Raw genomic sequence first — 25,909 nt, forward strand, 5'->3', positions numbered from 1 at the left:
AACGCCTCAGACGACCGCCGGAGCAGCGGAGGCGGCGCCGGCCGGGGCGGCCAGGAGGGCGGTCCAGTCCTGGGTGGCGGCCCAGTCGGCGAAGGACTGCCAGCCGACCTCGGCGAACTCCCGGCGCAGCGCGGCCAGGTCCACGTCGAGGCCGAAGGCGGCGAAGTACGCGAACATCGCGGCCAGGTCGGTGGAGTGGCCGCGGACGACGTCCAGCGGGACCTGCTGGTGCGCGATCGGACGTCCCGTCGCGGCCGCGAGGACCGCCGCGATCCGGGCGGGGTCGAGTTCGTCCGAGGCGATGTCGATCCGGCGCCCGGCGAAGGTGTCGCGCCGCTGGAGCGCGAGGGCCGCGAAGGCGCCGATGTCGCGGGCGGAGACGAGGGTGAGCGGCCGGTCGGCCGGCATCGGCCAGGCGAAGGAGCCCTCGCGCAGGCCGTCCAGGGACCAGCCGCCCGCGTAGTTGTCCATGAAGGCGGCGGGACCGATCACGGTCCAGGTCAGGCCGGACGCGTAGAGGTGCCGCTCGATCAGGAACTTGCTGTCGTAGTGCGGGACGCCGGTGGCGCGGTCGGCGTGCGCGGCGGAGGTGAACACCACGTGCCCGAGGCGGGCGGCCGCGGCGGCGTCGACGAGGGCCCTGCCCTGCCGCACCTCGGTGCCGATGTCGGTGCCGAACGGCGTGGTGACGGCGAACAGGGAGTCCGCTCCGGCGAGCGCGGCATCGAGGGAGGCGCGGTCGTCGAAATCCGCCCGGCGGACGTCGGCGCCCAGGGCGCGCAGCGCCTCGGCGGCGGGGGCGGCGGGCCGGCGGGTGAGGGCGCGGACGGTGTGGCCGGCGGCGAGCAGGGCGCGGGCGGTGGCCCCGCCCTGGGCGCCGGTGGCGCCGGTGACGGCGATGGTGGTCACGGGGGGGCTCCTCGGTAGCGGACTACTTTTCTCTGCATACTGCATCATCTGTGTCACGCAGAAGACTAGGGGAGATTACTGCGTCGCGCAATATTCTGCGTGGCGCAGATATCCCCGCTCCGGGGCCGCCGAGCCCTCCACCTCCTCCGCCGCTCCGCCCGCCCCACCCGCCGACCTACGTCCCCTCCACCCCGCCGGCCTACGTCCCCTCCACCCCCTCCGGACCGAACCACCGCACCAGGGCCGCGCGGAGGGCCTCGGCGTCCGAGGTGGTGCCCCGGGCCGACCACACGGCGTACCCGTCGGGGCGGATCAGGACAGCGTCCGTCCCCCATCCGTCGCCACCGTCCCGTGCATCCCTTACGTCCCGGCCGCCGTCCGGCGTGGCGGTGACCACGTCGACGCGGTCCGACCAGGGAGCGGCGACGGTGCGCAGGCCGACGTGGCCGGCGAGGTCCAGCAGTACGGGCCGCCCCCGGTGCAGCAGTTCGGCCACGGTGGTGGCGCCGTCGGAGGTCTTCAGGGGCAGGCTCGGAACGAGCCGTCCGGCGAGCGGATCGGCACGCCGGGCGCCGACGTCGTACCGCACCCCCACCCCGCTGATCATGGTGCTGAGCAGGTCGTTGACCTCGTCCATGTGCATGAGCCGGGCGAACAGCGCGCGCAGCGCGTCGACCCGCGGATCCGGGTCCATGAGCGCGACCTGGGCCCGTACGTTGTGCAGCACGGCGGCCGCGACCGGCTGCCGCTCGCTCCCGTACGTGTCCAGGAGGTCCTGCGGGGCGTGGCCGCGCACCTCGGCGGCCAGCTTCCAGCCCAGGTTCACGGCGTCCTGGAGCCCGAGGTTGACGCCCTGGCCGCCGGCCGGGAAGTGCACGTGGGCCGCGTCGCCGGCGAGCAGGACCCGCCCGTCGCGGTAGTGCTCCGCCTGCAGGGACGCGTCGCTGAAGCGGGAGATCCACGCCGCGCCGTCCATGGGCACGGGCCGGCCGGCGATCCGCTCCACCTCGTTGCGCAGCTCGTCCAGCGTGACGGGCGCACGCCGGTCCCGGTGCGGCCCGCGGAAGTCGTACGTGCACACCCGGCTCAGGCCGTACGGGTTGGTCCACACCAGCGTCCAGCCGCGGGGGGTGCGCTGCCAGCCGGACGGGGCGCCGAGCGGGTCGAGCAGCCGCACCTCGCCCATCAGGGCCGCCACGGTGGGCCCGTCGCCGAGGAAGCGGATCCCGGCGAGGCGGCGTACGGCGCTGCGCGCGCCGTCGCAGCCGACCACCCAGCGCGCGGTCAGGGTGCGCTCGGTCCCGTCGGCGGACCGGGTGGTGAGGACGACGTGCTCGGGATGCTGCTCGAGGCCGGTGACCTCGGCGTCCCTGCGGAGCCGGCCGCCCAGTCGGACCGCCTCGGCGGCGAACACCTCCTGGGCGTAGGCCTGCGGGCTGCCGACCAGTACGGGCCCCTCGTCGACCACCCGCGCCAGGTCGAGGTCGAACATCGCCCCGAAGTGGAACGGAACCGGGCCGTGCACCTCCCGGGACGCCACCCGGCGGCCGGGCTGGACCGCCTCGAGGAGGCCGCGGCGGTCGAGGGTCTGGGCGGTACGGGCGTGCAGGGTGCTCGCCTTGGAGATCCCGTCCGGGCTGGGAAGCTTCTCCAGGACGGTCACGTCGACGCCGAGCAGGGCCAGTTCGCGGGCGAGGAGGGTGCCGACGGGGCCGCCGCCGACCACCGCCACCTCGGTGTCCACGGCCGGCCCCGCGGTCCCGCCCGCCGTTCGGTCCCGGCCGCCGTCCTCACGGCCGTCGTCACGGCCGCTGCCGTGGCCGCCGCCGTGGCCGTCCCGCTGGTCCCGCATGGTGGTTCCCCTCGTCGCCGGTGCGTCGTACGTCGAACACCGCGGGGCGCCGCGCGGTTGCCGGCACCGCCCCCGCACCCCCGCCGGTCCCCCGCCCCGCCCGCCCTTGGCTCGATTCTTCAGAGGCCCTTGCCACGCTCCTGCCATGAGACGGAGCTGTCGCGAACGAAGGGGTGCGTCATGACGACCATGCCGCTGTCCGGGAAGGCGGTGCGCCTGGCGCGCCTGTCCCGCCGAGGTGACGGCCGGTACCTGTTCATCCCGCTCGACCACTCCGTCTCCGACGGGCCGATCGTCCCCGCGGCCGGCTTCCCGGACCTGGTGGCGGACATCGCGGCGGGCGGCGCGGACGCCGTGGTGGTGCACAAAGGGCGGGCGCGGCTGATCCCGCCGGCCCTGCTGGCCCGTACCGGGCTCGTCGTCCACCTGAGCGCCAGCACGAACCACGCGCCCGACGTCGACGCCAAGGTGCTCGTCGGGGACGTCGAGGAGTGCGTACGGCTGGGCGCGGACGCGGTCAGCGTGCACGTCAACATCGGCTCGGACACCGAGGCCGAGCAGCTGGGCGACCTCGGGGCCGTGGCGGCCGCGTGCGAGCGCTGGGGCATGCCGCTGATCGCCATGATCTACCCGCGCGGGCCGCGGGTGGACGACCCCACCCGGCCCGACCTCCTCGCGCACGTCGCGAGCATCGCCGCCGACCTCGGCGTCGACATCGTCAAGACCGTCCTGGCCGCCCCGGCCGAGCGGATGGCGGAGGTGGTCGCGAGCTCCCCGCTGCCGATCATCGTGGCCGGCGGCGGCGGCTCCGAGCAGAGCCTGACGTCCTTCGCCTCCTCGGCCATGGCCAACGGCTGCGCGGGCCTGGCCGTCGGCCGCCGCGTGTTCACCAGCCCCTCCCCCCGGGAGGCAGTCCGCCAGCTCTCCGCCGTCGTCCACGCCCCCGCCCACGACACGGCGGCGGGCGGCGCGAACGCGACCACGGACACGACCGCAAGCACGAGCACGCAGGGGACCCCCTCCGCCCCCCGTCACGAACGTCCCGAATCCCGTCCCGAACTGGCAGGTGCCCGATGAAATTCGCCTGGATCGACGTCCGTTCCGTGTCCGCCGAGCAGCGGGAGGCGGTGGTCGACGCGGCCATCCACGCCCGGGTCGACGGCATCGTCTCGAACGACCCCGCGCTGCTCGCCACCCTGCCGGCCACGGTCAAGCGCATCCTGGCCGGTGCCGAGGTGCCGGCGGACCAGGGCCTGGACGACCTGATCGTGCTGCGCGACGTGGCCGGCCACGACGGCCTGGCCGAGCTGCGGGCCCGCCACCAGTCCGGCGAGAAGCAGATCGCCGGGCGCGTCAACGTCGTCGACGACCCGACCCTGACGCTGGCCTGTGAGACCGCGATCGCGCTCCCGTACACGCTCGTGGAGTTCAAGGACCCGACGAAGATCCCCCTCGAGATCGTGATCGCGGCGGCCGACCGCTCCCCCGGGCAGCTCGTCTGCCGGGCCGCGGACCTCGAGGAGGCCAAGGTCATCATCGACGTGCTGGAGAAGGGCTCGGAGGGCGTGCTGATCGCCCCGCGCACCGCCGACGACGTCTTCGAGCTGGTCGAGGCGCTGCGCGTGAAGACCCCGGACCTGGACCTGACGACCCTGACGGTCGACCGCATCGAGCACCTGGGCCTGGGCGACCGCGTGTGCATCGACACCACCTCGCACTTCGAGAAGGACGAGGGCATGCTGATCGGCTCGTACGCGCACGGGTTCGTCCTGTGCGTCAGCGAGACGCACCCGCTGCCCTACATGCCGACCCGGCCGTTCCGCATCAACGCCGGCGCCCTGCACTCGTACGCCTTCGGCCAGGACAACCGCACCAACTACCTGAGCGAGCTGAAGGCGGGCAGCGCGGTGCTGGCGGTGGGCGCGGACGGTCGTACCCGCCGGATCACGGTGGGGCGGATCAAGCTGGAGTCGCGACCGCTGCTGAGCATCCACGCCACCTCGCCGGAGGGCGTCGAGGTCAACCTGATCGTGCAGGACGACTGGCACGTACGGGTCCTGGGCCCGGGCGCCGCGGTGCTCAACGTCACCGAGCTGAAGAAGGGCGACCAGGTCCTCGGGCACGTCGCCACCGACAAGCGCCACGTGGGCTGGCCGGTCGGCGAGTTCTGCGTCGAGAAGTAGCGACCGGAGCCCTTCGATGAGCGATGACGACGCACGTCGGAGGCAGGGCCTGCGGGGCGCGGCCCCGCAGGGCGCCGGCTGGTGGGGTGCGCGGCTGCTGGCCGGCGGCGCCGACGGGGCCGTGTGGGCCCGGTCGGCGGCCGCCGGCGGCCAGTCGGTGACGTTCGGCGCACTGCGCGCCGAGACCGCGCGACTGGCCCGCACCCTGTCCTGCCACGGCATCCGGCCGGGCGCCACCGTGGCCCTGCACGGCAGCCCGGGCTTCACGCACCTGTGGTCGGTCCTCGCGCTGTGGTCCCTGGACGCGCAGGTGCTGCTGCTCGAGCCGGCCCTCAGCGGGCCGGAGCGGGCGGCGCTGCTGGACCTGGCGCGCCCCCAGTACGTGGTGACGCTGGGCGAGTCGCACGGGGACGAGGAGCGCTTCGTGCCCGAGTGCGAGGTGCTGGTGCGGCGCAGGCCCGGCGGCCGGCCCGCCGCCACGGCGCACCGGCTGGTGCAGTTCTCCTCGGGTACGACGGGCCGCCCCAAGCCGGCCGGCCGTACGCCGGGGTCGCTGCTGACGGAGGTGCGCCGGCTGGGCGCGCTGCCGCTGATGCCGCGGGCGGGCGAGAGCGTGGCCGTGCTGGAGCCGGTGGCGCACTCGTTCGCGCTGATCGGCGGGGTGCTGCACGCCCTCGCCGTGGGCGCGACGGTGGTCCTGCCCGCGTCGGCGGAGTCCGACGCGGTGACCGAGGCGGCCGCTTCGGCGCACGTGGTGCTGGGACGGCCGCGCCACTTCGGGGTGCTCGCCGGGGCCCCGGCGGGGGTGCGGCTGGAGCGGCTGCGGCTGGCGGTCTCGGGCGGGGACGTGCTGCCCGGGGCGGTGGCCGGGGCGTTCGCGCGCCGGTACGGGGTGCTCGTCGGGCAGGCGTACGGCACCACGGAGACCGGCATCGTCGCGACCGACCTCGCGGGCGGGCACGGGCCCGGCGCACTGGGCGTACCGGTGCCGGGCGTGCGTACGCGGGTGGTCGGCGGGGCGCTGCAGGTGCGGCTGGCGGAGGCACCGGATCCGTACGGGCCCGTCGCACACGGGCCGTCCGCACCCGGGCCGTCCGCCGATGGGGCTTCCGCCTACGGGCCTTCCGCTGACGAGCCGTCCGTCTACGGGCCGTCCGTCTACGGGCCGTCGGCTCACGGGGCGTCATCCGCCGGGGACGCGGGTGCCGCGGGTCCTGCGGGTGCCGTGGATGCCGCGGACCGTGTGTGGGCGGACGGCTGGCTGGCCACCCACGACCTGGTGGCCCGCGACCCGGCCACCGGTGCGCTGCGGCTGCGCGGCCGCACCGGGCGGGCCGCGTCCGGGGCCGACCTGCTGGACATCGAGGAGGTGCTGCGCGCCCACCGGCACGTCCGCGAGGCGGTGGTGCTGGGGCCGGACCCGGTCGAGGCGCACGTGGCCGGGACGGCGGAGCTGCGGCCCGCGGAACTGTCGGCCTGGTGCCGGCGGTTCCTGGGCGAGCGCTCGGCACCGCGGCGCTTCCACGTGGTGCCGGAGCTGGCGCGGTCGGCGAGCGGCAAGGTGCTCCGCGACCGGGCGCGGCTGCACGAGCGGGGCTGGGCCCCGCGCCCGGCCGTCGCGGCGGGGCGCCGCCGGTGAGCGCGCCGACACCGAGGGCCGCACCGGCCGCCGCACCACCCTCCGCACCGGCCCCCGCCACCCGGACCGACACGAAACGACCGATCGACGTGACCACCACCGCCACCCCTACCGCCGTCACCGCCCCGACCACCGTCACCACAGCCGCCCCCACCACGGTCGCCCCCACCACGGCCGCCACAGCCACCGCCGCCACGACCGCCGAAACCACGGTCGCCCCCGCGTACGCCAGCGACGACGAGCGCTGGCGGGCGGTCCTGGAGCGGGACGAGGCGGCCGACGGGGTGTTCTACTACGCCGTCACGACCACCGGCATCTACAGCCGCCCCTCCTGCGCCGCCCGGTCGGCGCGCCGCGAGAACGTGGAGTTCCACACCTCCCTGGCGGAGTTGCGGGCCCGCGGCTACCGGCCGTGCCGGCGCTGCCATCCCGGCGAACCGGACCCGCAGCGGCACTACGCCGACACGGTGGCCCGGGCCTGTGCCCTGATGGACGGCGCGGCCGTGCCGCCGAACCTCGACGAACTGGCGCAGGCGGCCGGGTACAGCCGGTTCCACTTCCACCGGATGTTCAAGTCCCTGACGGGGGTGACCCCGTACACGTACTGGACGGCCGTCCGGGCGCGCCGGGTCCGCGAGGAGCTCCTCGGCGGCGCGCGGACCGTCTCGGACGCGATCTACCGGGCCGGGTTCAACACCAACGGACAGTTCTACGCCGTCTCGGGGGCGATCCTCGGCATGGCCCCGCAGGCCTTCCGGGCCGGCGGCGCCGGGGTCGCGGTCCGCTCGGCGGTGGGGGCGACCGCGGCCGGGCCGGTCCTGGTGGCGGTGGCGGACCGGGGCGTGTGCGCGGTGCTGGACGACCGCCCCGGCGACCGGGCCCGCGACCGGCTGGCGGCGCTCTTCCCGCAGGCCCGCCACGCGCCGGCCGACGCCGCCCTGTCCTCCCTGGTCCAGCGGGCCCTGCAGCGCGCCGAGCCTCCCGAACCGGCCCTGGCGGCCTTCCTCCCCCGGCGGGTGGTCCGCACCTGCCGCGACGAGGTCGTCCGCCACGCCGTCCACGACCACCTGACGTCCGCGCCCGCGTCCGCGTCCGCGTCCATGTCCACCCCCGCACCCGCCGGCACCGCCACCACCGGCGACGCCGCGGGCCTGCGGGCGGGTTAGGGGGTGTCCCCTCGGGACACCCCGACCCGCACCGCCCAGCACCGCACCGCGTCGCCGCCCCCGCGCGGCACCCCACCGCGTCGCCGCGCGGCACCGCGCCCCGCTGCGGCGCCGGGGCGCCCTCAGCCCGGCAGGCCCGCCCGCATGCGCCGGTCCCGGGGGGCCTGCGTACGCTCCAGGCGGGCGTCCAGCAGGCGGGCCGCCGCGTCGCAGCGACCGTCCGCCGTCAGCGCGTACAGCAGCGTCTCCTCGACGACCTCGCGCTGCGCCGCGCTGCCGCCGACCCGCCGCAGGACGGGCAGGAGCGCGTCGAGGCCGCGGGCGGCCTCGTGGAAGCGCTCCTCGACGAGCGCGGCGAACGCCTCGCACAGCGGGGCGATGACCTCGCGCTGGACCTCGTCGGCGGCCGCCGCGTGGTCGCGCAGCCGGCGCAGGGCGGCGAGGTCGCCCACGGCGGTGAGGGTGATGGCGGAGTGCAGGGCGGTGAAGGCGGTCGCGGGCCGTTCCAGGACCTCCGCCTCCACCGCGTCCAGGACGTCCGCGGCCGGCAGGTCGCCGCGCCAGCTGTCGCTGAGCCGGGCGCGCCACAGCAGCGACCCCGAGTCCACCAGGGCCCGTACGCCGGTCACCCGGCCGGGGGCGAGCTGCGTGAACCAGCGCTTGCGTACGGCGGCGGGGTCGTCGAGGGCCAGTTCGTGCAGGGCGATGTGCCAGGAGAAGTGGGCCCGGTGCACGGCGCCGCGGCCCCGCCCGGAGACCCACCGCTCCAGCCAGTCGCGGCCCGCGCGGTGCGCACCGGTCTCGTAGTGGACGTGGGCGAGCGCGTGCACGGCGTGCCCGGAGGCGGGCTCGGCGGCCAGGGCGCGGTGGGCGAGTTCGCCGGCCTCGTACAGGCGGCCCTGCTCCTGGCGCAGGAACGCCAGCAGGGAGGTGTGGAACCAGTGGCCGTCGTACGCCGAGGAGGTCTGCTCGACCAGGCGCAGCGCGTAGTCGTCGTCGAGGTCGTCGACGCCGGAGAAGGCGATAGTGGGCACGGCCACGGCGAGGGCGAGCGCGTCGGCCGGGTGGTGCTCCAGGTGCCGTACGAGGGCGGCGTCGCCGTCGTCCCCGTGGACGCGGCGGCTGACGACCTCCACGAAGGAGCGCTCGCGTTCGCACGCCCGCTCCCGGGCGCAGCGCTGGGCCTCCGCCAGGGCCCGGGGTACGTCGACGGCGGCTCCGCACTCGTGTCCCAGCAGGGCGAGGGCCGCGTGCCCGAGGGCGAAGCCGGGGTCGAGGGCGACCGCGCGGGTGAGGGAGTCCTCGGCACCCGAGCGGACCTTCAGGATCCGGTCGAGGCCGGTGCGGTAGGCGGCCGCCGCCTCGGCGTGCGTGGACAGGGCCAGGCCGTGCCCGTCGAGCGGGCGGCGCGCGGTCCGGCGCCGGGGGGCGAGCGGTGCGAGCAGCTCCCGGGCCAGGTCCGCCGCCTGGACGCGGATCTCGGGGATGGCCGTGGTCTCCCACAGCTCGCCGCGGCGCGGGGCGCCGAGGGTGTACACGGGCAGGCCGGTGCCCCCTGCCTCGTCGAGCAGGCGCCCGTCGACGGTGGCGACGCCCATGCCGAGCGGACCGGGCACCGCGGCGCCGGCTTCGAACAGGGAGCGCCACACGGGGTCCTCCAGGCGCGGGCCCGGCCCCGTGCAGTCGAGGACCCAGCCCACGTGCAGGTCGCGCCCGCCGGAGAGCCCGACGTCCAGCGTTCCGTCGGCGCGGACGTCGGCGCGGGTGACGGTGCCGGCGTGGACGGCCAGGCGGCGCGCGGTGCGGGCGCGCGCGATGGACTCGCCGGTGGCGGGCGCCATGCGGTGGCGGTGGGTGTTCCACAGCGCGCCGTCGCGGGCGAGGAATTCGGCGCGCTCCTCGGGGGTGAGGCGGCGCCACAGTTCCGCGGTGTGCGGGCGCAGGCTGTCGAGCGCGGGGCGCCAGTCGCCGTGCAGGCGCACGGAGCGGGCGATGTGGCGGTAGACGCTGCGGCGCAGCTGTTCGAAGGAGGAGTCGTGGAGGCCTTCCGGGGCGGGCATGGGGCCGGCCGGGGTCAGGGTGTGCGGCTGGGGCACCAGGCCGTTGCGGGACACGGCGTGCACCGTGCGGCCGGGGCGTTCGAGGGTGAGGGCGAGGTCGACGGAGGTCAGGCCGGTGCCCACGAGGAGGACGTCGCTGTCGTCGGCGAGGGGTCCGTCCAGCGCGCCGCCGGCCCAGGGCTCCGCGATGAAGCGGGCGGCGGAACGCAGTTGGGCGGGGGCCCAGGCCGCGGTCGCCGCGGCGGGGCCGGTGGCGAGGACCGCGACGTCGGCGGCGAGCCGCGTCCCGTCGGCGAGCTGCAGGGTCACCCCGCCGTCCGGGGCGCCGGCGACGTGCTCGGCGCGGGTGGTCAGCCGGTGTACGGACACGGTGCCGTGCGCGCGGACGATGGCCTGGGCGAGCGTGTCGGCGAGGTAGGCGCCGTAGCGGTAGCGGGTCGCGAAGTGGGCGGCGGTGACGGTGGGTTCGCCGTGGCGACAGAGCCACCGGGTGAAGTGGCCGGGGTCGTCGGGGTAGCCGCTCATGCCGCCCGCGGGCACGTTGAGGCGGTGTCCGGGATCCCGGGTGGAGTAGGCGGTGCCGCGGCCCGCTTCGGGGGCCGGGTCGATCATGAAGAGGTCGATGGGGGTGCGGCGGCGCGCGGCCGTCTCACAGAGGTGGACGGCGGTCAGCGTGCCGGCCGCACCGGCGCCGACGACGGCCACCGTGTACCGCTCACGGACTGGACTCACGTATTCCTCCGGCAGTGATCGGCGGCGGGGCCGGCGGGATGGGGCTCCGCCTTCGGGTCGTGCGCTTTTCCGACCGGGTAGGTAGGAAAAGCGCCCCTAAGAGGAATCCCACCCGGTGCTCGAGGATCGCTCGGGAACCGGTCGGCGAGGGCATGATCCGAAGTGGGGCGGGGTCGGCGAGCCTGATCCGAACCGGGGCGGGGTCGCCGCGGACCCGCCCGGCCGCGCGGGGCGGTCAGCGGGCTTCGGCGGCTTCCGCGAGGGCCGGGCGGACCTTGGTGAGGAGGAGGTCGAGGAAGCGGTCGGGGTGGCGGAAGGACGCGAAGTGGCCGGCGCCCTCGATGAGGGCGAACGCCTTGACCGGGGCGCTGACCTGGTCGAAGAAGCGGCGCGCCGGGGCGACGGGCGTGATGACGTCGCGCGCGCCCTGGAAGACGAAGAACGGCAGCGCGAAGTCCGTCCCCTCGGCGCGTTCGTCGACGGTGGCGATCGCCTGCGGTCCGAGGGGTTCACAGAACTCCATGGCCTTCATGAAGCTGCGGACCTCGCGCAGGGTCAGCAGGGGCGAGGTCAGCATCGAGCCGAGGACGACCTTCTTGACGGTGTCCAGGGTGAGGGGGTCGGAGCCGACGACGAGCTTGTTGTTCCGCGACCACTGGTGCGCGGTCCACGCCGACCGGTCCGCGCCCATCGCCGTGACCGCGGCCAGGTCCTTGCGCCGGCCGGCCCGGGTGAGCCGGTCGACCAGGGCGTCGTGGGCGGTGCGGTCGCGGCCGCCGTCGACGATGTTCTGGTCGGTGCCGACGTACGCGGCGTACAGCTCGGGATGGCGGCGGGCCAGCCGCAGACCGGTCACGGTGCCGAAGGAGCTGGCGAGCAGGACGACCTTGTCGACGCCGAGCCGGGCGCGGACGTGGTGGGTGACCTCCAGGGCGTCGGCCTCCAGGCGCTCCAGGGTCAGTTCGCCCTGACCGGTCGGTCCGGTGCGCGCGAAGGTCTTGCCGGCGCCGCGCATGTCCCAGCGCACGAGCGTGAAGTGCTGCTCCCAGGAGCGGGTGCGGTGCGCATAGGGCAGGTTCGAGGCGCCGGGGCCGCCGTGGATCTCCAGGAGCACCGGGTTGCGCCGGTCCTCGCCGCGGACGGAGACCCACTGGTCGATGCCGCCGATGCGGACGAAGCCGGACTCGTCGATGCCCCGGGGGCCGGTGATGCGCAGCCGGCGGGCGTGGGCGGCGCGCTTGACCTGCCGGTGGACCGCGAGGCCGGCGACGGGTGCGGCGAGGACGGCGGCCGAGGCGGTGGCGAGGACGGTGCCGAGCATGGTTACCCCCATAAACTGTTTTCGGCGTAAGCAGTTTTGATGTGTTTAAGGTATACACAGTTTCGGAGGGCGTCAACGGCCTTCCGCGCCGCAGCCACGACCGAGGGGACCGCCATGGCCAGGACCACCACGACGCGCACCGGCACCTCCGTCCCATCCGGCGGCCCCGGCAAGGGCAAGGGGCGCGAGGACAGGCCGCGCGACCTGCGAGCGAGCGTGGCGCTGCTGTGGGGCGAGCAGGAGCAGCCCACCCGCGGACCCAAGCCCAGCCTGACCCCCGCCCGGATCGCCGAGGCCGCGGTGGCCCTCGCCGACGCCGAGGGCCTGGAGGCCGTCTCCATGAGCAAGGTGGCCGCGGGGTTCGAGGTCTCGGCGATGGCGCTGTACCGCTACGTGCCCGGCAAGGCCGAACTCGTCGAGCTGATGGTCGAGTCGGTCAGCGCCGAGCGCCCCGACCTGTCGTCCGCGGGCCCCGGCTGGCGGGAGGCGATCACGGCCTGGGCCCGGGTGATGCTCGGGGTCTACCGGGCGCACCCCTGGCTGCTGTCGGCCGTCGCGATGCGGCGCCAGGTCATGGGCCCGAACCAGCTCGGCTGGCTGGACGCGGCGCTCGCCGCCCTGGAGCCCACCGGCCTCACGGCCGCGCAGCGCCACCAGGTGTTCCTCCTGATCGTCGGCCAGGTGCGCGCCCTCGCCCAGCAGTCGGCCGACTTCGACCCCGAGCACGACCGGGAGTGGGGCCGCCTGACCGGCGAGCTGCTCGACCGGCACGCGGCCCGGTTCCCCGCCCTGACCAGGGCGATCGCCGACGGCGCGTTCGGGGCCCCGGCCGACGACCCGCTCGCCGTGGGGCTGGAGCTCATCCTGGACGGCGTACAGGCGCTCATCGACCGGGAGGACGGGGCCGGGCCCGGCGCGGACCGGTGACCCTGCCCGGCCGGAAGCCGGACCGAAGGCCGGGCCCTATCCCGCGCGGAGGGCGGCGGCCGACTCCAGGAGCCCGTCCCGCTCCAGCCGGTCCAGCACGTCACCCACGGCGCCGCTTCAGATCAGCCCCATCTCCTGGTTCAGGGCTGTCAGTTCGTCCGCTGCCTCCCGCCGCCGCCGGTCGTCCCGGCGCTGGTACTCGAGCAAGGACTGTGCCTTGATCCGACGATGGGTGCCGACCTTCCGGAAGTCGATCTCCCCGGCGTCCAGGAGACCGATCAGGAACGGCCGGGAGACGTTCAGCATGTCGGCGGCTTGCTGCGTGGTCAGCTCCGCGTGCTCGGGCACGATGGAGACGGCGCGACCTGCCGCCATGTGGCTCAGCACCGTCGCCAACAGTTCCACTGCCTCGCGCGGCAGTTCGAGGTCAGCGTTTCCGTCCTCGATCCGGAACCGGATCCGCTCGGCGTGAGGCGAGCGGGCGAGGGACCTCTTCACGGGCCGCAGCGCCCGGGCCGCGAAGTCTGCGTCCGCCCCGGACGGGGTGGTGGCCCGAGCGGTCGATGGGCTCACGGTGCACCGTCCCTTCGTGCGAGGGCCGGGTGGCCCCAGCTGCCCTGTTAAACGAAGCATCCGCAACATTCGAAATAATCGCAACAGGTCTCGCCGCCGGGCCTTTCTCCGACGGGTCGCCGCACCGAGGGCCCGGTGCCGAGCCGCGCGTCGTCGCGGCTCGGCACCGGGCCTCCGGGCCTCCGGGCCTCCGGGCCTCCGGGCGTCAGGACCAGAGGTTCTTGCGCTGCTCGCGCAGGGACGGGAAGGAGTCGAGGTCCGGCACGGTCCAGCCGTCGAGGTCGTACTCCTCCAGGCACTTCTCCGCGAAACCGCGGTACTCGTCCAGCTGTCCGCTGGCGGCCTGCGCCTGCAGGATGTCGGTGCGCACCTGCTCGTGGTTGCCGGAGTAGTTGCGCTCGTACAGCTCGTGCCGGCCGCCGAACTCGGTGCCGACCGCGTCCCACAGGAGCTTCATGAGCTTGACGCGGCTGACGGAGTCGTAGCCGTTCGAACCGCGCACGTACTTGTCGAGGTACGGGCGGATCTCGGGGTTCTTGAAGTCCTCGGCGCTGGAGTTGACGTAGATCAGGCCGCTGGCCACGTCCTGCTGGATGATCTCCTTGATCCGCGGATAGCCGATGGTCATGAACCAGCGGTACGCCATGCCGTAGTCGAGCCGCGGCAGCAGCGCGCCGTCCTTCCACTCCTGCGGGTTGCGGGCGGCCGCGTCGGACAGGGCCCAGAACATGTTGCGCCAGGCCAGCACCTCGCCGACACGCGACTGGATGCCGCGGAAGTCCTTGGAGCCGGTCATGTCGACCGCCTTGAGCAGCAGCCCCGCAATGAAGTCGATCTTGACGGCGAGGCGGATCGCGCCGTGGAAGGTGAGCCGCTCCAGGAAGCCGGACTGCGGGGCGAAGCCGTTGACCTTGTCCACGTCCCCGTAGAGGAAGACGTTCTCCCAGGGGATGAGGACCTTGTCCATCACGAAGATGGTGTCGTTCTCGTCCAGGCGCGAGGAGAGCGGGTAGTCGAAGGGGCTGCCGACGGCCGCCGCGGCGGCGGCGTACGACGGGCGGCAGATCAGCTTCAGGCCCGGGCTGCCCATGGGGACGGTGGCGACGAGGGCGAACTTCTTGTCGCGCAGCGGCAGGCCGTAGTGCGAGATGAAGTTGAAGTGGGTGATGGCGGAGCCGGTGGCGACGACCTTGGCGCCGGAGACGACCAGCCCGGCGTCGGTCTCCTTCTCCACGTGCACGAACACGTCCTGCACCTGTTCGGTGGGCAGGTGGCGGTCGACGGGCGGGTGGATGATGGCGTGGTTCCAGAAGAGGACCTTCTCCTGCGACTCCCGGTACCAGCGGCGGGCGTTGTCCTCGAAGGGGGCGTAGTACTCCGTGTTCGCGCCCAGGGTGCCCAGGAAGGCGGCCTTGTAGTCGGGGCTGCGGCCCATCCAGCCGTACGTCATCCGCGCCCACTCGGCGATGGCCTCGCGGTCCTCGACGAGGTCCTGGACGCTGCGCGGGGTGCGGAAGAACTTGTGCGTCCAGCCGTCGCTGCCGGTGTCGGTGCGGGTGGTGAGCACGTCCTTCTTCGCCGGGTCGTGCAGGGCGTCGTAGAGGCGGGCCGTCATCAGCGCGGCGTTGCGGAAGGCGGGGTGGGCGGTGACGTCCTTGACGCGGTCCCCGTAGAGGTGGATCGCGCGGTCGTCGCGCAGGCTCTCCAGGTACTCGGCCCCGGTGAGGGGGCGGGTGGTGCGGGCGGCCGGCTCGGGGGCGTGCGGGGCGGGGTCGGTGAGCGTCATGTCCTCTTCTTCCTCGAACGGTCGGGGGGTGCGGGTGCCGTGCGCTTCGGGCGGTGCGGCGCTCCGCCGCGGGCCGTGCGGGCGCTCGACTCGGGCCGTGCGGGCGCTTCGCCGCGCGCGGGCGCTTCGCCTCAGGCGGTGCGGGCGCTGCCGAGGGCCCCGAAGTCGGCCGTCCAGCCGTGGGCGGGGCCGTCGAGCGAGCCGGTCCAGGCGGCGGTGGCGGCGGCCGCGGGGCGGCGGAAGCCGCCGAGCGCGCCGGAGTGGAAGACCAGCGGCTCGCCGCCGGGCGCGTCGAAGCGGACGACCCTCCCGACGTAGAGCACGTGGTCGCCGCCGTCGTACGCCGCCCAGGGGACGCAGCCGAAGTACGCCGCGGAGCCCGCCAGGCGGGGGGCGCGGGGGTCGCCCTCCCACCGCGGCTCGGGACGCGGCCACGCGCTCCCGGCCCCGGCGGCGCGGCCCGGTGCGCCGGCGAACAGCAGGGCGAGGTCGCGCTGGCCGGCCGCGAGGACGTTCACCCCGAACGGGGCGTCGGCGAGCCGGGCGCAGCTGCGGCTGCGCCGGTCCAGGCTGACCAGGACCAGCGGGGGGTCGAGCGAGACCGAGGTGAAGGAGCTGACGGTGGCGCCGTGGACGGCGGCCCCGTCGCTCGTGGCGACCACGGTGACGCCGGAGGCGAACTGCCCCAGGGCGGTACGCAGGGCGCGCGGGTCGACGTCCGGGGCCGCAGGGGGGCTCGCGTGCGGAGTCACAGGTGTGCTCACGGGTGTGCTCCTCGAATCCTCGGGGGAAATCCGGTGAATAAGGTTCCGGTCGAGCGGGAAGGACTGTTTCCGACTCGGACGGAAACCCTTCCGATCACTTTTCCGGGGTTTCCGGAATTTCAATGAGCGGCCGCGCGGGCGACCCCACGCGAGCATTGTTCCAGGGCTCTCTGAAGAAACGCTCCAGGGAACTCAGCCCCCGTCGAGCGGCTTGACGCATGGCCATTTCGCGTTCTAGTTTTCCGACTCGTCGCTGGTCATCCGGTACTGCCCGTCCCGACCGAGGGGTCCACCATGCGTATTCAGGTAGAAGTGAACGAGGCACTTCAGGACTACGTGGCGAGCATTTCGCTGCGCGAGCCGGAGGTTTTGAAGGACCTCCGGGCCGAGACCTCGAAGCTCCCTCTGTCCCTCATGCAGATATCGCCCGAGCAGGGCCAGTTCCTTTCCCTGCTGGTGAAGTCGACCGGGGTGAAGAAGGCGCTGGAGATCGGTGTCTTCACCGGCTACAGCCTGATCGCCACCGCGCTCGCGCTGCCGGAGGGCGGCACGGTGACCGCCCTCGACATCAGCGAGGAGTGGACCGCGATCGCCCGCGAGTACGCCGCCCGGGCCGGCGTCGCGGACCGGATCGACCTGCGGATCGGCGACGCGCGGGCCTCCCTGGACGCGCTGCTGGCGCGGGAGGGCGAGGCGGGCAGCTACGACTTCGTCTTCATCGACGCCGACAAGGAGAACTACTGGGCGTACTACGAGGCCGCGCTGACGCTGCTGCGGCCCGGGGGACTGGTCGTGGTGGACAACGTGCTGTGGCACGGGGCCGTCCTCGACCCGTCGGCACAGGACTCCGAGACGGTCGCGCTGCGGGCGTTCAACGCGAAGGTGCGGGACGACGACCGGGTGGAGCTGAGCGTGCTGCCGGTCGCCGACGGGCTGACCTTCGCGCTCAAGCGCTGACGCTCCGCGAACCCGACCTCACCGAAGGAATTTTCGACCATGTCGCAGAACAGAGCCGGGCTGCACCGGCGACGCTTCCTCATCGGAGCCGCCGGTGTGGGCGGGGCCGCCGCACTCGGGCTCGACGGGACGGCGTCCGCGGCGGACCCCGCCGCCGCGGACGCCGGACCCGCCCTCGCCACCATCGGTGCGGTGACCGTCACCTCCGCCGACCAGCAGTACCCGGACCTGGTCCGGGCCCTGAACGCCCGGTACGTGGCCAAGCCCGACTCGGTGCGCATGGTCGACGCCCCCTCGCAGGTGGCGCCGATCGTCCAGGAGGCGGTCAAGGGCAACAAGCGCCTGACCGTCCGCAGCGGCGGCCACTGCCTGGAGGACTTCGTCTACAACTCCAGCACGCAGATCGTCCTCGACCTGTCGAAGATGAACTCCGTCTACTACTACTCGCAGCTCAACGCGGTGGCGGTGGAGGCCGGCGCCCGCCTGCTGGACGTGTACGAGAGGCTGTACTCCTGCTACGGCATCACCATCCCCGGCGGCATCTGCTACTCGGTCGGCGTCGGCGGGCACGTCGCGGGCGGCGGCTGGGGCATGCTCGTACGCCGCAACGGGCTGGTCGTGGACCACCTGTACGCCGTCGAGGTGGTCACCGTCGCGGCCGACGGCAGCGTCAAGACGGTCATCGCCACCCGCGAGGCCTCCGACCCCAACCGCGACCTGTGGTGGGCCCACACCGGGGGCGGCGGCGGCACGTTCGGCGTCGTCACCCGCTACTTCTTCCGCTCCCCCGACGCCACGGGCACCGACCCGAAGGGGCTGCTGCCCAAGCCGCCGGCCGAGGTGCTGTTCAGCGCGGTGTCGTGGGCGTGGAGCGACCTCACGCAGGACGAGTTCACCCGGCTCGTGCAGAACTACGCGTCCTGGCACGTGGCCAACATCGGCGCGAACAGCCCCACCCGCTTCCTGACCAGCTTCCTGCTGCTCAACCACAGGTCGAACGGCCAGATCGGCATGGTCACCCAGGTCGACGCCACCGCCCCGGACGCGCGCAAGCTGCTGGACGACTACCTCGCGTACATGAGCGCGGGCATCACCACCGACGCCGGCGCGCTCACGCAGCCGATGGGCGAGATGTCGGCCATGCCGCAGTTCGCCGAGCCGCGCCGGATGCCGTGGCTGCAGGCCACCCGCTTCTCCAGCACGACGAACCCGCTGCTCAACGACCCCACGCTGCGGGCCGAGTACAAGTCGGCCTACATGAAGGCGGCCTTCCCCAAGGCGCAGGCGGACGCCCTGTACAAGCACCTGACCCGCACCGACATCGACAACCCGAAGATCAACATTCAGCTCACGCCGTACGGCGGCCGGGTCAACGCCCTCTCCGACACCGACACCGCCTGCGCGCACCGCGGCGCGGCCTTCAAGATGCTGTGGTCGGTGCTGTGGAACGACCCGGCCGAGGACGCGAAGTACATCGCCTGGACCCGGGAGAGCTACGCGGAGACGTACGCCGACACGGGCGGCGTACCGGTGCCGAACGCGGTGACCGACGGCTGCTACGTCAACTACCCCGACGCCGACCTCAACGACCCGGCGTACAACAAGTCGGCCGTGCCGTGGCACGACCTGTACTTCAAGGGCAACTACGCCAAGTTGCAGCAGGTGAAGAAGAAGTACGACCCCCGGGACTTCTTCCGGCACACGCAGTCGGTGCGGCTGCCGGCGGCCTGAGACCGGACCGGGCAGCGCCGGCGGCCGCTCCGCACCGCGCAGGGACACGCGGGGGGCGTCCCCGGGCCGCCGAGTACGAGCGCAATCGGCTGGGTGCCCGGGGCACACCGTGATCTTTAGCGTGAAACCCGTTGAAAACATTGAACTGTGGAGGGGGAACCATGGCCAAGGCCAAGGCCAAGGGCACGGGTGGGATCGGCAGGCGCGGCTTCCTGGCGGGCGGTGCGGCGGCCTCCGGAGCCGCGCTGCTCACCGGGACGGCCGGTGCCGTCGCCGCCCCGGCCCGCGCCGCCGACGGCACCGCGGTCGCGCTCGCGGAGCCGATCACCGCGGTGACCCCCGGCGACAAGCGGTACAAGGACCTCGTACGGGGCTGGAACCAGCGCTGGGTCGCCAACCCCGAGACCGTCTTCCTCGCCGAGACCACCGCGCAGGTGCAGCAGGTGGTCCAGACGGCCGTGAAGGGCAACAAGCGGCTGACCGTGCGCGGCGGCGGGCACTGCTGGGAGGACTGGGTCTTCAACCCGGACGTCCGGGTCATCCTCGACATGACCAAGATGAACAAGGTGTACTTCGACTCCGCGAAGAACGCCGTCTGCGTCGAGGCCGGCTCCCAGCTGCTCAACGTGTACGAGCGGATGTACCGCACCTGGGGCGTCATCGTCCCGGCCGGCATGTGCTTCCAGGTCGGCGCCGGCGGCCACGTCAGCGGCGGCGGCTGGGGCCTGCTCTGCCGCCAGCTCGGCCTGGTGGTGGACCACCTGTACGGCGTCGAGGTCGTGTCGGTCGACGCCGACGGCACCGCGCGCGTGCACGTGGCCACCCGCGAGGCCGAGGACCCGCACCGCGACCTGTGGTGGGCGCACACCGGCGGTGGCGGCGGCAACTTCGGCGTCATCACCCGCTTCTGGTTCCGCTCCCCCGGCGCCACCGGCACCGACCCGGCCAAGCTGCTGCCGCAGCCCCCGTCCGAGGTGCTGCTGAGCGCGGTGTCGTGGCCGTGGGCGGAGATGACCAAGGACCGCTTCGCGCGCCTGGTGAAGAACTACGGCGAGTGGCACGCCACATACCTCAAGCCCGGCACGGTCAACGACAACCTGGTCAGCATGCTCGCGCTGAACCACAAGTCCAACGGGTACATCGGCCTGGTCACCCAGGTGGACGCCACCATCCCGAACGCCCAGCAGGTCCTCGACGACTTCCTCGCCGAGATGACCAAGGGCCTCGACGTCGCGCACCAGCCGCTGGCCACCCACATGGGCGAGCTCTCCGCGATGCCGGAGCTGGCCAAGCCGCGCCGGATGCCGTGGCTGCAGGCCACCCGCTACATGGGGACCACGAACCCGACGCTGAACGACCCGAGCCTCAAGGGCGACTTCAAGTCCTCGTACTACAAGACGGCGATGCCGGACGCGCACATCGACGCGTTCTACCAGCACCTGACCCGCGACGACCTGGTCAACACCACCGCCTCGGTGCTGCTGAGCTCCTTCGGCGGCAAGGTCAACGCGGTGGCCCAGGACGCCACGGCCGCCGCGCACCGCGACGCCGCGTACAAGGCCGCCTGGATGATCTGGTGGACCGACCCGGCGGACGAGGCGGTCTCGCTCAAGTGGATCCGCGAGTTCTTCCACGGCGTGTACGCCGACACCGGCGGCGTGCCGGTCATCAACGACGTGACCGACGGCTGCTACGTCAACTACCCGGACATCGACCTGCACGACCCGCAGTTCAACAAGTCCGCCACGCCCTGGCACGAGCTGTACTACAAGGGCAACTACGCCAAGCTGCAGCAGGTCAAGAAGAAGTACGACCCGCGCAACGTGTTCCGCCACAGCCAGTCCGTCCAGCTCCCGGCCTCGTGATCGGGACCTCCTGGTGAGTGACGAGACGACGACGTACGGCCCCCGGCGCACCGACGCCGGGGGCCGTACGGCCGTACCTGGCCCCGCCGACGCGTCGCGGGCGGGGCGGCCGGCGTCCGCGGGCGGCCGGCGGGGCGGCTGGCCGGCGGTGGCCGCCGTGGCGCTGGGGTCGCTGGCGCTGGTGCTCTCGGAGCTGCTGCCGGTCGGGGCGCTGCCGGCCGTCGCGGCGGACCTCGGGGTGAGCACCGGCACGGCGGGCCTGCTGGTGGTGGTGCCGGGCCTCGCGGCCGCCGCGGCGGCACCCGTCCTGACGGTGGCCTCCCGGCGCTTCGACCGCCGGCCCGTCCTGTGGACCCTGGCCGCGCTGACGGTGGTCGCGGACGGGGTGTGCGCGCTGGCGCCGAACCTGGCCGCCGTGCTGGCCGGCCGGCTCCTGCTGGGCCTGGCCCTGGGCGGGTTCTGGGCGGTGGGCGCTGCGGCGGCCGGCCGGCTGGTGCCGCCGGCGGCGGTCCACCGGGCCTCCTCGCTGGTCACCGCCGGCATCTCGGTGGGCACGGTGGCGAGCCTGCCGCTCGCGGCGCTGGCCGCGCGCACCGGCTCCGCCGGCTCCGCCGGCGGGGCCGGCTGGCGGGTGGCGTTCGCGGCCGCCGGGGTGCTGGGGCTGCTGGCCCTCGGGGCGCAGCTGCGGTTCCTGCCCCGGCTGCCGGCCGGTTCCGTGGCGGGCGTACGCGCGCTGCTGGACGTACCGCGGCGGCCGGCGGCCCGCGCCGGGCTGCTGGCCACCTGCCTCGTGTTCCTGGGCCATTTCGCGGCGTACACGTACATCGCGCCGTACCTGCAGCGGAACGCGCACCTCGGCGCGGGGGCGGTCGCCGGGCTGCTGCTGGCCTACGGAGTGGCCGGCATCGCCGGCAACTTCCTCGCCGGGCTGACCCTGGCCCTTACGGTGCCGGGCACGGTGTGCGGCGCGGCCGCGGCGCTGGCCGCCGTGGCCGGGGCGCTGCCGCTGTGTGCGGGCTCGCCGGTGCTCGTGGCCGTGCTGGTCACGGTGTGGGGCGCGGCGTTCGGCGCGGTACCGCTGAGCCTGCAGACGGCGCTGGCGGGTGCGGTCCCGGAGGCTCCGGAGAGCGCGCTGGCGGTGTTCGTGACGGCGGTCCAGCTGTCCCTGGCGGCGGGCTCGCTCCTGGGCGGCCTGGTGGCCGACGGCCCCGGCATCCCGGCGGCCATGGCCGCGGGCGCGGCGCTGGCGGGTTCGGCAGCCGTGGCGGCCGCGGTGCTGCTGCGGGCACGGCGGGTACGGGGGAGCGCCGTCTGACCCCCCTGAGGGGACCCACACACCACGGGGCGCCCCCTCGAAGCGGGCGGCCGGCCCGGCACCGCGACGTCGACACCAGCGACCCGCCCTTTCCCGCGACGTCGACAGCCCGCCAGGGACACCCCCCGGCGGGCCCTTCGGCATGCCCCGCGGAGTGCGTTGCGACGCGCCGGACGCCGTGAAGTAGGCAGCAAGAAACGGGGGTGTGGGCACGCGGGCCCGACCCCGAGGGTGGGAGCAGACAGCACGGAGCGCCCCGCCGGCCCGAAGGCCGGCCGAGCGTCCGTGCGCGCCCCGCCGGCTGGCAGGCCGGCCGGGGCGACCCCTTCTTCTCGCTCGTGCCGGCTGGCAGGCCGGGCCCGAGCTTTCCCTTGTCGCTCCGCCGGCCCCCTACCGGGCCGCCGGCCGAGCTCTCCCACGTTCCGCCCGTACCGGCTGGCAGGCCGTACGGGCGTGTTCCCCCTTGGAGGCGTCATGGCCGTCCACCCGGGCGAGGTCTACTACAACCCGCGCTGCAGGGAGAAGATCGTCATCAGGACCCCCGCGGCCGCCACCGGCGGCCATCGTGCGGTGATGGACCTGTACGTGGAGCCGGGCGGTTTCGCCGCTGGCTACCACATCCACCCGTACAGCGAGGAGGTCTTCACGCTGGTACGGGGAAGTCTGCGCGTGCACCTGGGCGGCCGCGACATCGTCCTCGACGAGGTCGGGCAGACCGTGACCGTGCCGGCGGGCACGGTGCACCGCTGGTTCGGGAACACCGAGGACGAGACCTCCTTCGCGGTCGTCGAACTGGTCAACCGGGCCGAGCGCTTCGAGCAGCTGATCCTGCGCCAGCTGTTCGGGCTCGCCCAGGACGGCAAGACGGACGCCGAGGGCCGGCCCTCGCTGCTCCAGCACGCCGTCACGATGCGCGAGTTCCAGGACGTGCTGCGCTTCACGGACCGGCCGTGGGCGCTGCAGAAGCTCATGAACGGCGCGCTGGCGCCGCTGGCCCGGCTGTTGGGCTACCAGGCCTGCAACCCCGACTACATGGACCGGCGCCCGTCGGAGAACGCCGCCCTCGAGACGCTCCCCGACGTGGTCGCCGCCCGCCTCGACCCGGCCACCGACCGGGTCTGAGGCGGGGCGGGCGGCCCGCGGGCCGGTCACACCCGCGGGCCGGCCCCCTTCACCTCGTGCACGCCGTGCACCCTGTGAGCCCCGGACGGCTCGTGAGCCCCGGACGGCTCCGCCGGCTCAGAAGGTCTTGACGAAACCGGCGTCGACGGCGAAGTCCGCACCGGTGGTGCTCGCGGACCGCGGCGAGGCGAGCAGCAGCACCGCGTCGGCGACCTCCTGCGGGTCGATGAGGCGGCCGGTGACCTGACCCATCATCTGCGGGGCGATGGAGTCCATCACCGAGTCGCGGTCGGCGCCCGCCATCCCGGCGATGACGTCGGCGGCGCCGCCCTCCTCGGTCCACCAGGCGGTGCGCACGGCACCCGGGGAGACCGTGTTGACGCGGACGCCCTGGGAGCCGAACTCCTCGGACAGCGCCTTGGTGAGGTTCGACAGGCCGGCCTTGGCCGCGCCGTACTCGATGTTGACCGGCGCGGGCTGGCGGGCCATGCCCGTGGAGATGTTGATGATGGAGCCGCCGCCGCGCTCGACCAGCTTCGGGATGGCGGCGCGGATGGCGCGGACCACCGAGAACAGGTTGAACTCGAAGATCGACTGCCACTGGCCGTCGTTGCTGTCGAAGAAGCCGGTACGGGGCATGGTGACGCCGGGCGGCGGGCCACCCGCGTTGTTGACGAGGATGTCGAGGCCGCCGAAGTGCTCCACGGCGCGGGCGATCACCTGCGCCGGGGCCTCGGGGTCGATCAGGTCGGCCGAGACGTGCAGCAGGTTCGGGCCCGCGAGCTGCTCGAGCTCGGGGGTGTTCTTGCGGGAGACCGCGACGACCCGGGCGCCCTCCTCGAGCAGCGAGCGCGTGACCGCGAGACCGATTCCCTTGGAGGCGCCGGTGACCACGGCGACCTTGCCGGACAGCTGAAGATCCATGGTTGTCCTTCTCTTGTTCGGGCCCTGACCCGGGAGGCGGGGCCGGGCCCGGGAAGCAGGCGAGCGCTCTGTCGGTGCGCTCTCGGTGGTTGAACACCGGGTCGCGCGAACGGGTTGCACGGGGTCGGTCGCAGGTCCGGTCGGCGGTGTCGCGCCCGTGTGGCAACCGGGGGTGCGGCGGCGGGGTTCTGACCCGCGACCCTTCCCCTTCTCCCCCGGGAGTTCCGCATGCCCGCTTCGGCCTCCGCCTCCGCTGCCGCCTCCGCTTCCGCTGCCGCCTCCTCCGACCTGCTTACGGCGCCCGGAGCCGCCGCGCTGCCGACGGCCGGGGCCTCGACGGCCGCGCCCGCGACCGCCGGACCCGCGACCACCGGGCCCGCGACCACCGGACCGTCGCCCGGACCTGCGGCCGGTCCCTCGGACACGGCTCCGGCCGCGTCTGCGCCTGCGTCTGCGTACCGGCCGCCGCGGTCCGTGCTGGCGCTCGTCTGCCTCGCGCCGCTGCTGGCGAACGCGGACGCCGGTCTCGTCGTCCTGGCCGTGCCCGACATCCAGCGCGATCTGGGCCTGACCCTGACCGGCGCGCACTGGGTGACGAACCTGTACGTCCTGCTCGTCGGCGGGCTCCAACTGCTGGGCGGGCGCCTGTGCGACCGGCTGGGCGCTCGCCGCCTCTTCCTGGGGTCCCTGGCCGGCTTCGCCGCCGCCTCCGCCGTGTGCGGGGCCGCGCCCGGCGGGAGCGTGCTGCTGGCCGCCCGGGCCGGGCAGGCGGTCGCGGCGGCGCTGCTCGTACCGGCCGCGATGTGCATGCTGCTGACGGTGGTGCCCGGGGCCCGCGAACGCCGCCGGGCCCTCGCCCTGTGGGCCGCGTGCGGAGGGCTCGGGTCGATCGCCGGAGTGCTGGCGGGCGGAGTGGCGGTCAGCCGGCTGGACTGGCGGTGTGCCTTCTTCCTCAACGTGCCGATAGCACTGGCCGCGTGGGCGGCGGGGCGGTGGCTGTGCCCCCCGTGCGCACACGGCGGAGGACGGGCGCGGGGCGGTGCCCGGGTTCGATCGGGCGTGCCTTCGCGCGTGCCCCCGGGCGTGCCTTCGCGCGTACCTCTGGCCGCGCCGCTCGACGTGCCGGGGGCGGTGTTCCTCGTCGGGGGGCTGCTGGCGTTCGTGTACGGGCTGGTGGGGATGGGCGAACGGGGGGCGTCGGCGACGACATGGGGGGTGCTCGGGGCGGCCGGGCTGCTCGGGGCGCTGTTCCTGCGCCGGCAGGCGGTGGCCGCGGACCCGCTGCTGCCGGCGGCGCTGTGGCGGGACCGGTCGCTGGCGGCGGGCGCGGTGGGCATCGGGTTCGTGGCCGCCGGGACGGGGCCGGTGGTGTTCGTGGCGAGCCTGTACCTCCAGGAGGCGCACGGCTACAGCGCCTGGGCGGCGGGGTGCGCGCTGCTGCCGGTGGTGGGCGGCGTCCTGGTGGTGGGGCGTCCGTGCGCACGGCTGTTGGACCGGTTCGGCGCGCGGGTGCCGGCGCTGGTCGGCTGCGCGCTGAGCGGGGCGGGGCTGCTGCTGCTCACCCGGGTGGCGCCGGGGTCCTCGTACGCGTCGGGGATGCTGCCGGGGCTGGCTCTGGTGGGGGCGGGACTGCCGTTCCTGTGGATGGCGTACGAGACCGCCGCGGTGGCGGGGGTCCGGCGGGACCTGCTCGGGTCCGCGGCGGGCGTCGTGCAGTGCGCCGGGCAGATCGGGGCCGCGGTGGGGCTGGCGGTGGTCGTCTCGGTGTACGGCTCGGCGGCGGGACCCGGTGCGGGTGCGGGACCGGGTGCGGGTGCGGACGGGGGGTCGGCCGCCGGGGCCGCGGCGGGGGCGGTGACGGAGGCCGGTGCGGCCGGCCTGACCCGGGCCTTCTGGGTCTGCGCCGCGCTCGTCGCCTGCGCCGCCCTGACGGCCCGCTTCGGCCTGCCGCCCGCTGCGCGGCGCGGGGCTGCCGCTCGGGAGCGGCACCCCGGCGAACTCCCCGCGGGCGCCCTCGACTCCGCCTCCCGGTGAATGGGGGGCGGGGGGCCGGCGGCCGGGTGGGCGGCGCCTGGAACGCCGG

General features: G+C 74.5%; 19 protein-coding genes. 11 read left to right on the forward strand and 8 right to left on the reverse strand.

Annotated elements, in window-relative coordinates; all coding sequences use genetic code 11:
* Window positions 1–6: 6 nt before the first annotated feature.
* Window positions 7–909 carry an NmrA/HSCARG family protein gene (locus tag IF43_RS0117445; RefSeq protein ID WP_030201003.1) on the reverse strand — a complete coding sequence of 301 codons (903 nt, stop codon included), beginning with the start codon at window positions 907–909 and terminating at the stop codon, window positions 7–9.
* Between the two features lie 199 nt (window positions 910–1,108).
* Window positions 1,109–2,761: an FAD-dependent monooxygenase gene (locus IF43_RS0117450; RefSeq protein WP_078910239.1), complete on the reverse strand. Its 1,653-nt coding sequence runs from the start codon at window positions 2,759–2,761 to the stop codon at window positions 1,109–1,111.
* Between the two features lie 189 nt (window positions 2,762–2,950).
* Here IF43_RS0117450 and IF43_RS0117455 point away from each other — a divergent pair, with 189 nt between their 5' ends.
* From IF43_RS0117455 to IF43_RS0117470, 4 genes are all read left to right on the forward strand, one after another.
* Window positions 2,951–3,838 carry a 2-amino-3,7-dideoxy-D-threo-hept-6-ulosonate synthase gene (locus tag IF43_RS0117455; RefSeq protein WP_078910251.1) on the forward strand — a complete coding sequence of 296 codons (888 nt, stop codon included), beginning with the start codon at window positions 2,951–2,953 and terminating at the stop codon, window positions 3,836–3,838.
* The gene (locus IF43_RS0117460) at window positions 3,835–4,944 is read left to right on the forward strand and encodes a 3-dehydroquinate synthase II (RefSeq protein WP_030201010.1); all 1,110 of its coding nucleotides are present in this window, start codon (window positions 3,835–3,837) and stop codon (window positions 4,942–4,944) included. Before IF43_RS0117455 ends, IF43_RS0117460 begins: the two co-directional genes overlap by 4 nt.
* 16 nt (window positions 4,945–4,960) lie before the next feature.
* Entirely contained in the window at window positions 4,961–6,583 is a 1,623-nt protein-coding gene (locus tag IF43_RS0117465; RefSeq protein ID WP_063753349.1) for a class I adenylate-forming enzyme family protein, read from the forward strand.
* 89 nt (window positions 6,584–6,672) lie between these two features.
* Window positions 6,673–7,749 carry a bifunctional transcriptional activator/DNA repair enzyme AdaA gene (locus IF43_RS0117470; RefSeq protein ID WP_051795534.1) on the forward strand — a complete coding sequence of 359 codons (1,077 nt, stop codon included), beginning with the start codon at window positions 6,673–6,675 and terminating at the stop codon, window positions 7,747–7,749.
* A 122-nt stretch (window positions 7,750–7,871) separates the two neighbouring features.
* Here IF43_RS0117470 and IF43_RS0117475 read toward each other — a convergent pair whose 3' ends face one another.
* Together IF43_RS0117475 and IF43_RS0117480 are read right to left on the reverse strand one after the other, a co-directional pair.
* Window positions 7,872–10,541 carry an FAD/NAD(P)-binding protein gene (locus IF43_RS0117475; RefSeq protein ID WP_199922742.1) on the reverse strand — a complete coding sequence of 890 codons (2,670 nt, stop codon included), beginning with the start codon at window positions 10,539–10,541 and terminating at the stop codon, window positions 7,872–7,874.
* 235 nt (window positions 10,542–10,776) lie between these two features.
* Complete coding sequence (locus tag IF43_RS0117480) at window positions 10,777–11,862, reverse strand: alpha/beta fold hydrolase (protein WP_030201021.1); 1,086 nt, start codon at window positions 11,860–11,862, stop codon at window positions 10,777–10,779.
* A gap of 114 nt (window positions 11,863–11,976) precedes the next feature.
* Here IF43_RS0117480 and IF43_RS0117485 point away from each other — a divergent pair, with 114 nt between their 5' ends.
* A complete protein-coding gene (locus IF43_RS0117485; protein ID WP_078910242.1) occupies window positions 11,977–12,789 on the forward strand; it encodes a TetR/AcrR family transcriptional regulator in 813 nt (270 codons plus the stop codon).
* A 117-nt stretch (window positions 12,790–12,906) separates the two neighbouring features.
* Here the strand turns inward: IF43_RS0117485 and IF43_RS0117490 are convergent, their stop codons facing one another.
* From IF43_RS0117490 to IF43_RS0117500, 3 genes are all read right to left on the reverse strand, one after another.
* Window positions 12,907–13,362, reverse strand: coding sequence for a helix-turn-helix domain-containing protein (locus tag IF43_RS0117490; RefSeq protein WP_030201024.1), 456 nt, complete (start codon window positions 13,360–13,362; stop codon window positions 12,907–12,909).
* A 205-nt stretch (window positions 13,363–13,567) separates the two neighbouring features.
* Window positions 13,568–15,148 (reverse strand): 4-hydroxyphenylacetate 3-hydroxylase N-terminal domain-containing protein, encoded by a 1,581-nt coding sequence (locus IF43_RS0117495; protein WP_030201026.1) that lies wholly within the window; start codon window positions 15,146–15,148, stop codon window positions 13,568–13,570.
* A 131-nt stretch (window positions 15,149–15,279) separates the two neighbouring features.
* Window positions 15,280–15,912: a flavin reductase family protein gene (locus IF43_RS0117500; protein ID WP_234332233.1), complete on the reverse strand. Its 633-nt coding sequence runs from the start codon at window positions 15,910–15,912 to the stop codon at window positions 15,280–15,282.
* A 294-nt stretch (window positions 15,913–16,206) separates the two neighbouring features.
* Here IF43_RS0117500 and IF43_RS0117505 point away from each other — a divergent pair, with 294 nt between their 5' ends.
* The 5 genes from IF43_RS0117505 to IF43_RS0117525 all read left to right on the forward strand — a co-directional run bounded on the left by IF43_RS0117505 (window position 16,207) and on the right by IF43_RS0117525 (window position 22,902).
* On the forward strand, window positions 16,207–16,869 hold the full coding sequence (locus IF43_RS0117505) for a class I SAM-dependent methyltransferase (RefSeq protein ID WP_030201035.1): 663 nt from the start codon (window positions 16,207–16,209) through the stop codon (window positions 16,867–16,869).
* A 39-nt stretch (window positions 16,870–16,908) separates the two neighbouring features.
* Window positions 16,909–18,600 (forward strand): FAD-binding oxidoreductase, encoded by a 1,692-nt coding sequence (locus tag IF43_RS0117510; RefSeq protein WP_107048514.1) that lies wholly within the window; start codon window positions 16,909–16,911, stop codon window positions 18,598–18,600.
* 161 nt (window positions 18,601–18,761) lie between these two features.
* Entirely contained in the window at window positions 18,762–20,465 is a 1,704-nt protein-coding gene (locus IF43_RS0117515) for an FAD-dependent oxidoreductase (protein ID WP_078910244.1), read from the forward strand.
* A gap of 13 nt (window positions 20,466–20,478) precedes the next feature.
* Window positions 20,479–21,780: an MFS transporter gene (locus tag IF43_RS0117520; protein WP_234332234.1), complete on the forward strand. Its 1,302-nt coding sequence runs from the start codon at window positions 20,479–20,481 to the stop codon at window positions 21,778–21,780.
* A gap of 474 nt (window positions 21,781–22,254) precedes the next feature.
* Window positions 22,255–22,902, forward strand: a complete 648-nt coding sequence (locus IF43_RS0117525) for a cupin domain-containing protein (protein WP_030201044.1) — start codon at window positions 22,255–22,257, stop codon at window positions 22,900–22,902.
* A gap of 117 nt (window positions 22,903–23,019) precedes the next feature.
* On the opposite strand, the gene IF43_RS0117530 is transcribed toward IF43_RS0117525, so the two are convergent.
* Window positions 23,020–23,826 carry an SDR family NAD(P)-dependent oxidoreductase gene (locus tag IF43_RS0117530; RefSeq protein WP_030201046.1) on the reverse strand — a complete coding sequence of 269 codons (807 nt, stop codon included), beginning with the start codon at window positions 23,824–23,826 and terminating at the stop codon, window positions 23,020–23,022.
* Window positions 23,827–24,300: 474 nt separating this feature from the next.
* Here IF43_RS0117530 and IF43_RS0117535 point away from each other — a divergent pair, with 474 nt between their 5' ends.
* Entirely contained in the window at window positions 24,301–25,860 is a 1,560-nt protein-coding gene (locus IF43_RS0117535; protein ID WP_158939386.1) for an MFS transporter, read from the forward strand.
* Window positions 25,861–25,909: the final 49 nt, after the last annotated feature.

This window comes from Streptomyces sp. NRRL S-87, from assembly GCF_000719335.1.
GTDB lineage: Bacteria > Actinomycetota > Actinomycetes > Streptomycetales > Streptomycetaceae > Streptomyces.

Excerpts from the sequence above, each read along its gene's own strand:
- IF43_RS0117450 (WP_078910239.1), bottom strand. The coding sequence starts at position 2,761 with ATGCGGGACCAGCGGGACGGCCACGGCGGCGGCCACGGCAGCGGCCGT.
- IF43_RS0117455 (WP_078910251.1), top strand. The coding sequence starts at position 2,951 with ATGCCGCTGTCCGGGAAGGCGGTGCGCCTGGCGCGCCTGTCCCGCCGA.
- IF43_RS0117460 (WP_030201010.1), top strand. The coding sequence starts at position 3,835 with ATGAAATTCGCCTGGATCGACGTCCGTTCCGTGTCCGCCGAGCAGCGG.
- IF43_RS0117465 (WP_063753349.1), top strand. The coding sequence starts at position 4,961 with ATGAGCGATGACGACGCACGTCGGAGGCAGGGCCTGCGGGGCGCGGCC.
- IF43_RS0117480 (WP_030201021.1), bottom strand. The coding sequence starts at position 11,862 with ATGCTCGGCACCGTCCTCGCCACCGCCTCGGCCGCCGTCCTCGCCGCA.
- IF43_RS0117485 (WP_078910242.1), top strand. The coding sequence starts at position 11,977 with ATGGCCAGGACCACCACGACGCGCACCGGCACCTCCGTCCCATCCGGC.
- IF43_RS0117495 (WP_030201026.1), bottom strand. The coding sequence starts at position 15,148 with ATGACGCTCACCGACCCCGCCCCGCACGCCCCCGAGCCGGCCGCCCGC.
- IF43_RS0117505 (WP_030201035.1), top strand. The coding sequence starts at position 16,207 with ATGCGTATTCAGGTAGAAGTGAACGAGGCACTTCAGGACTACGTGGCG.
- IF43_RS0117510 (WP_107048514.1), top strand. The coding sequence starts at position 16,909 with ATGTCGCAGAACAGAGCCGGGCTGCACCGGCGACGCTTCCTCATCGGA.
- IF43_RS0117515 (WP_078910244.1), top strand. The coding sequence starts at position 18,762 with ATGGCCAAGGCCAAGGCCAAGGGCACGGGTGGGATCGGCAGGCGCGGC.
- IF43_RS0117525 (WP_030201044.1), top strand. The coding sequence starts at position 22,255 with ATGGCCGTCCACCCGGGCGAGGTCTACTACAACCCGCGCTGCAGGGAG.
- IF43_RS0117530 (WP_030201046.1), bottom strand. The coding sequence starts at position 23,826 with ATGGATCTTCAGCTGTCCGGCAAGGTCGCCGTGGTCACCGGCGCCTCC.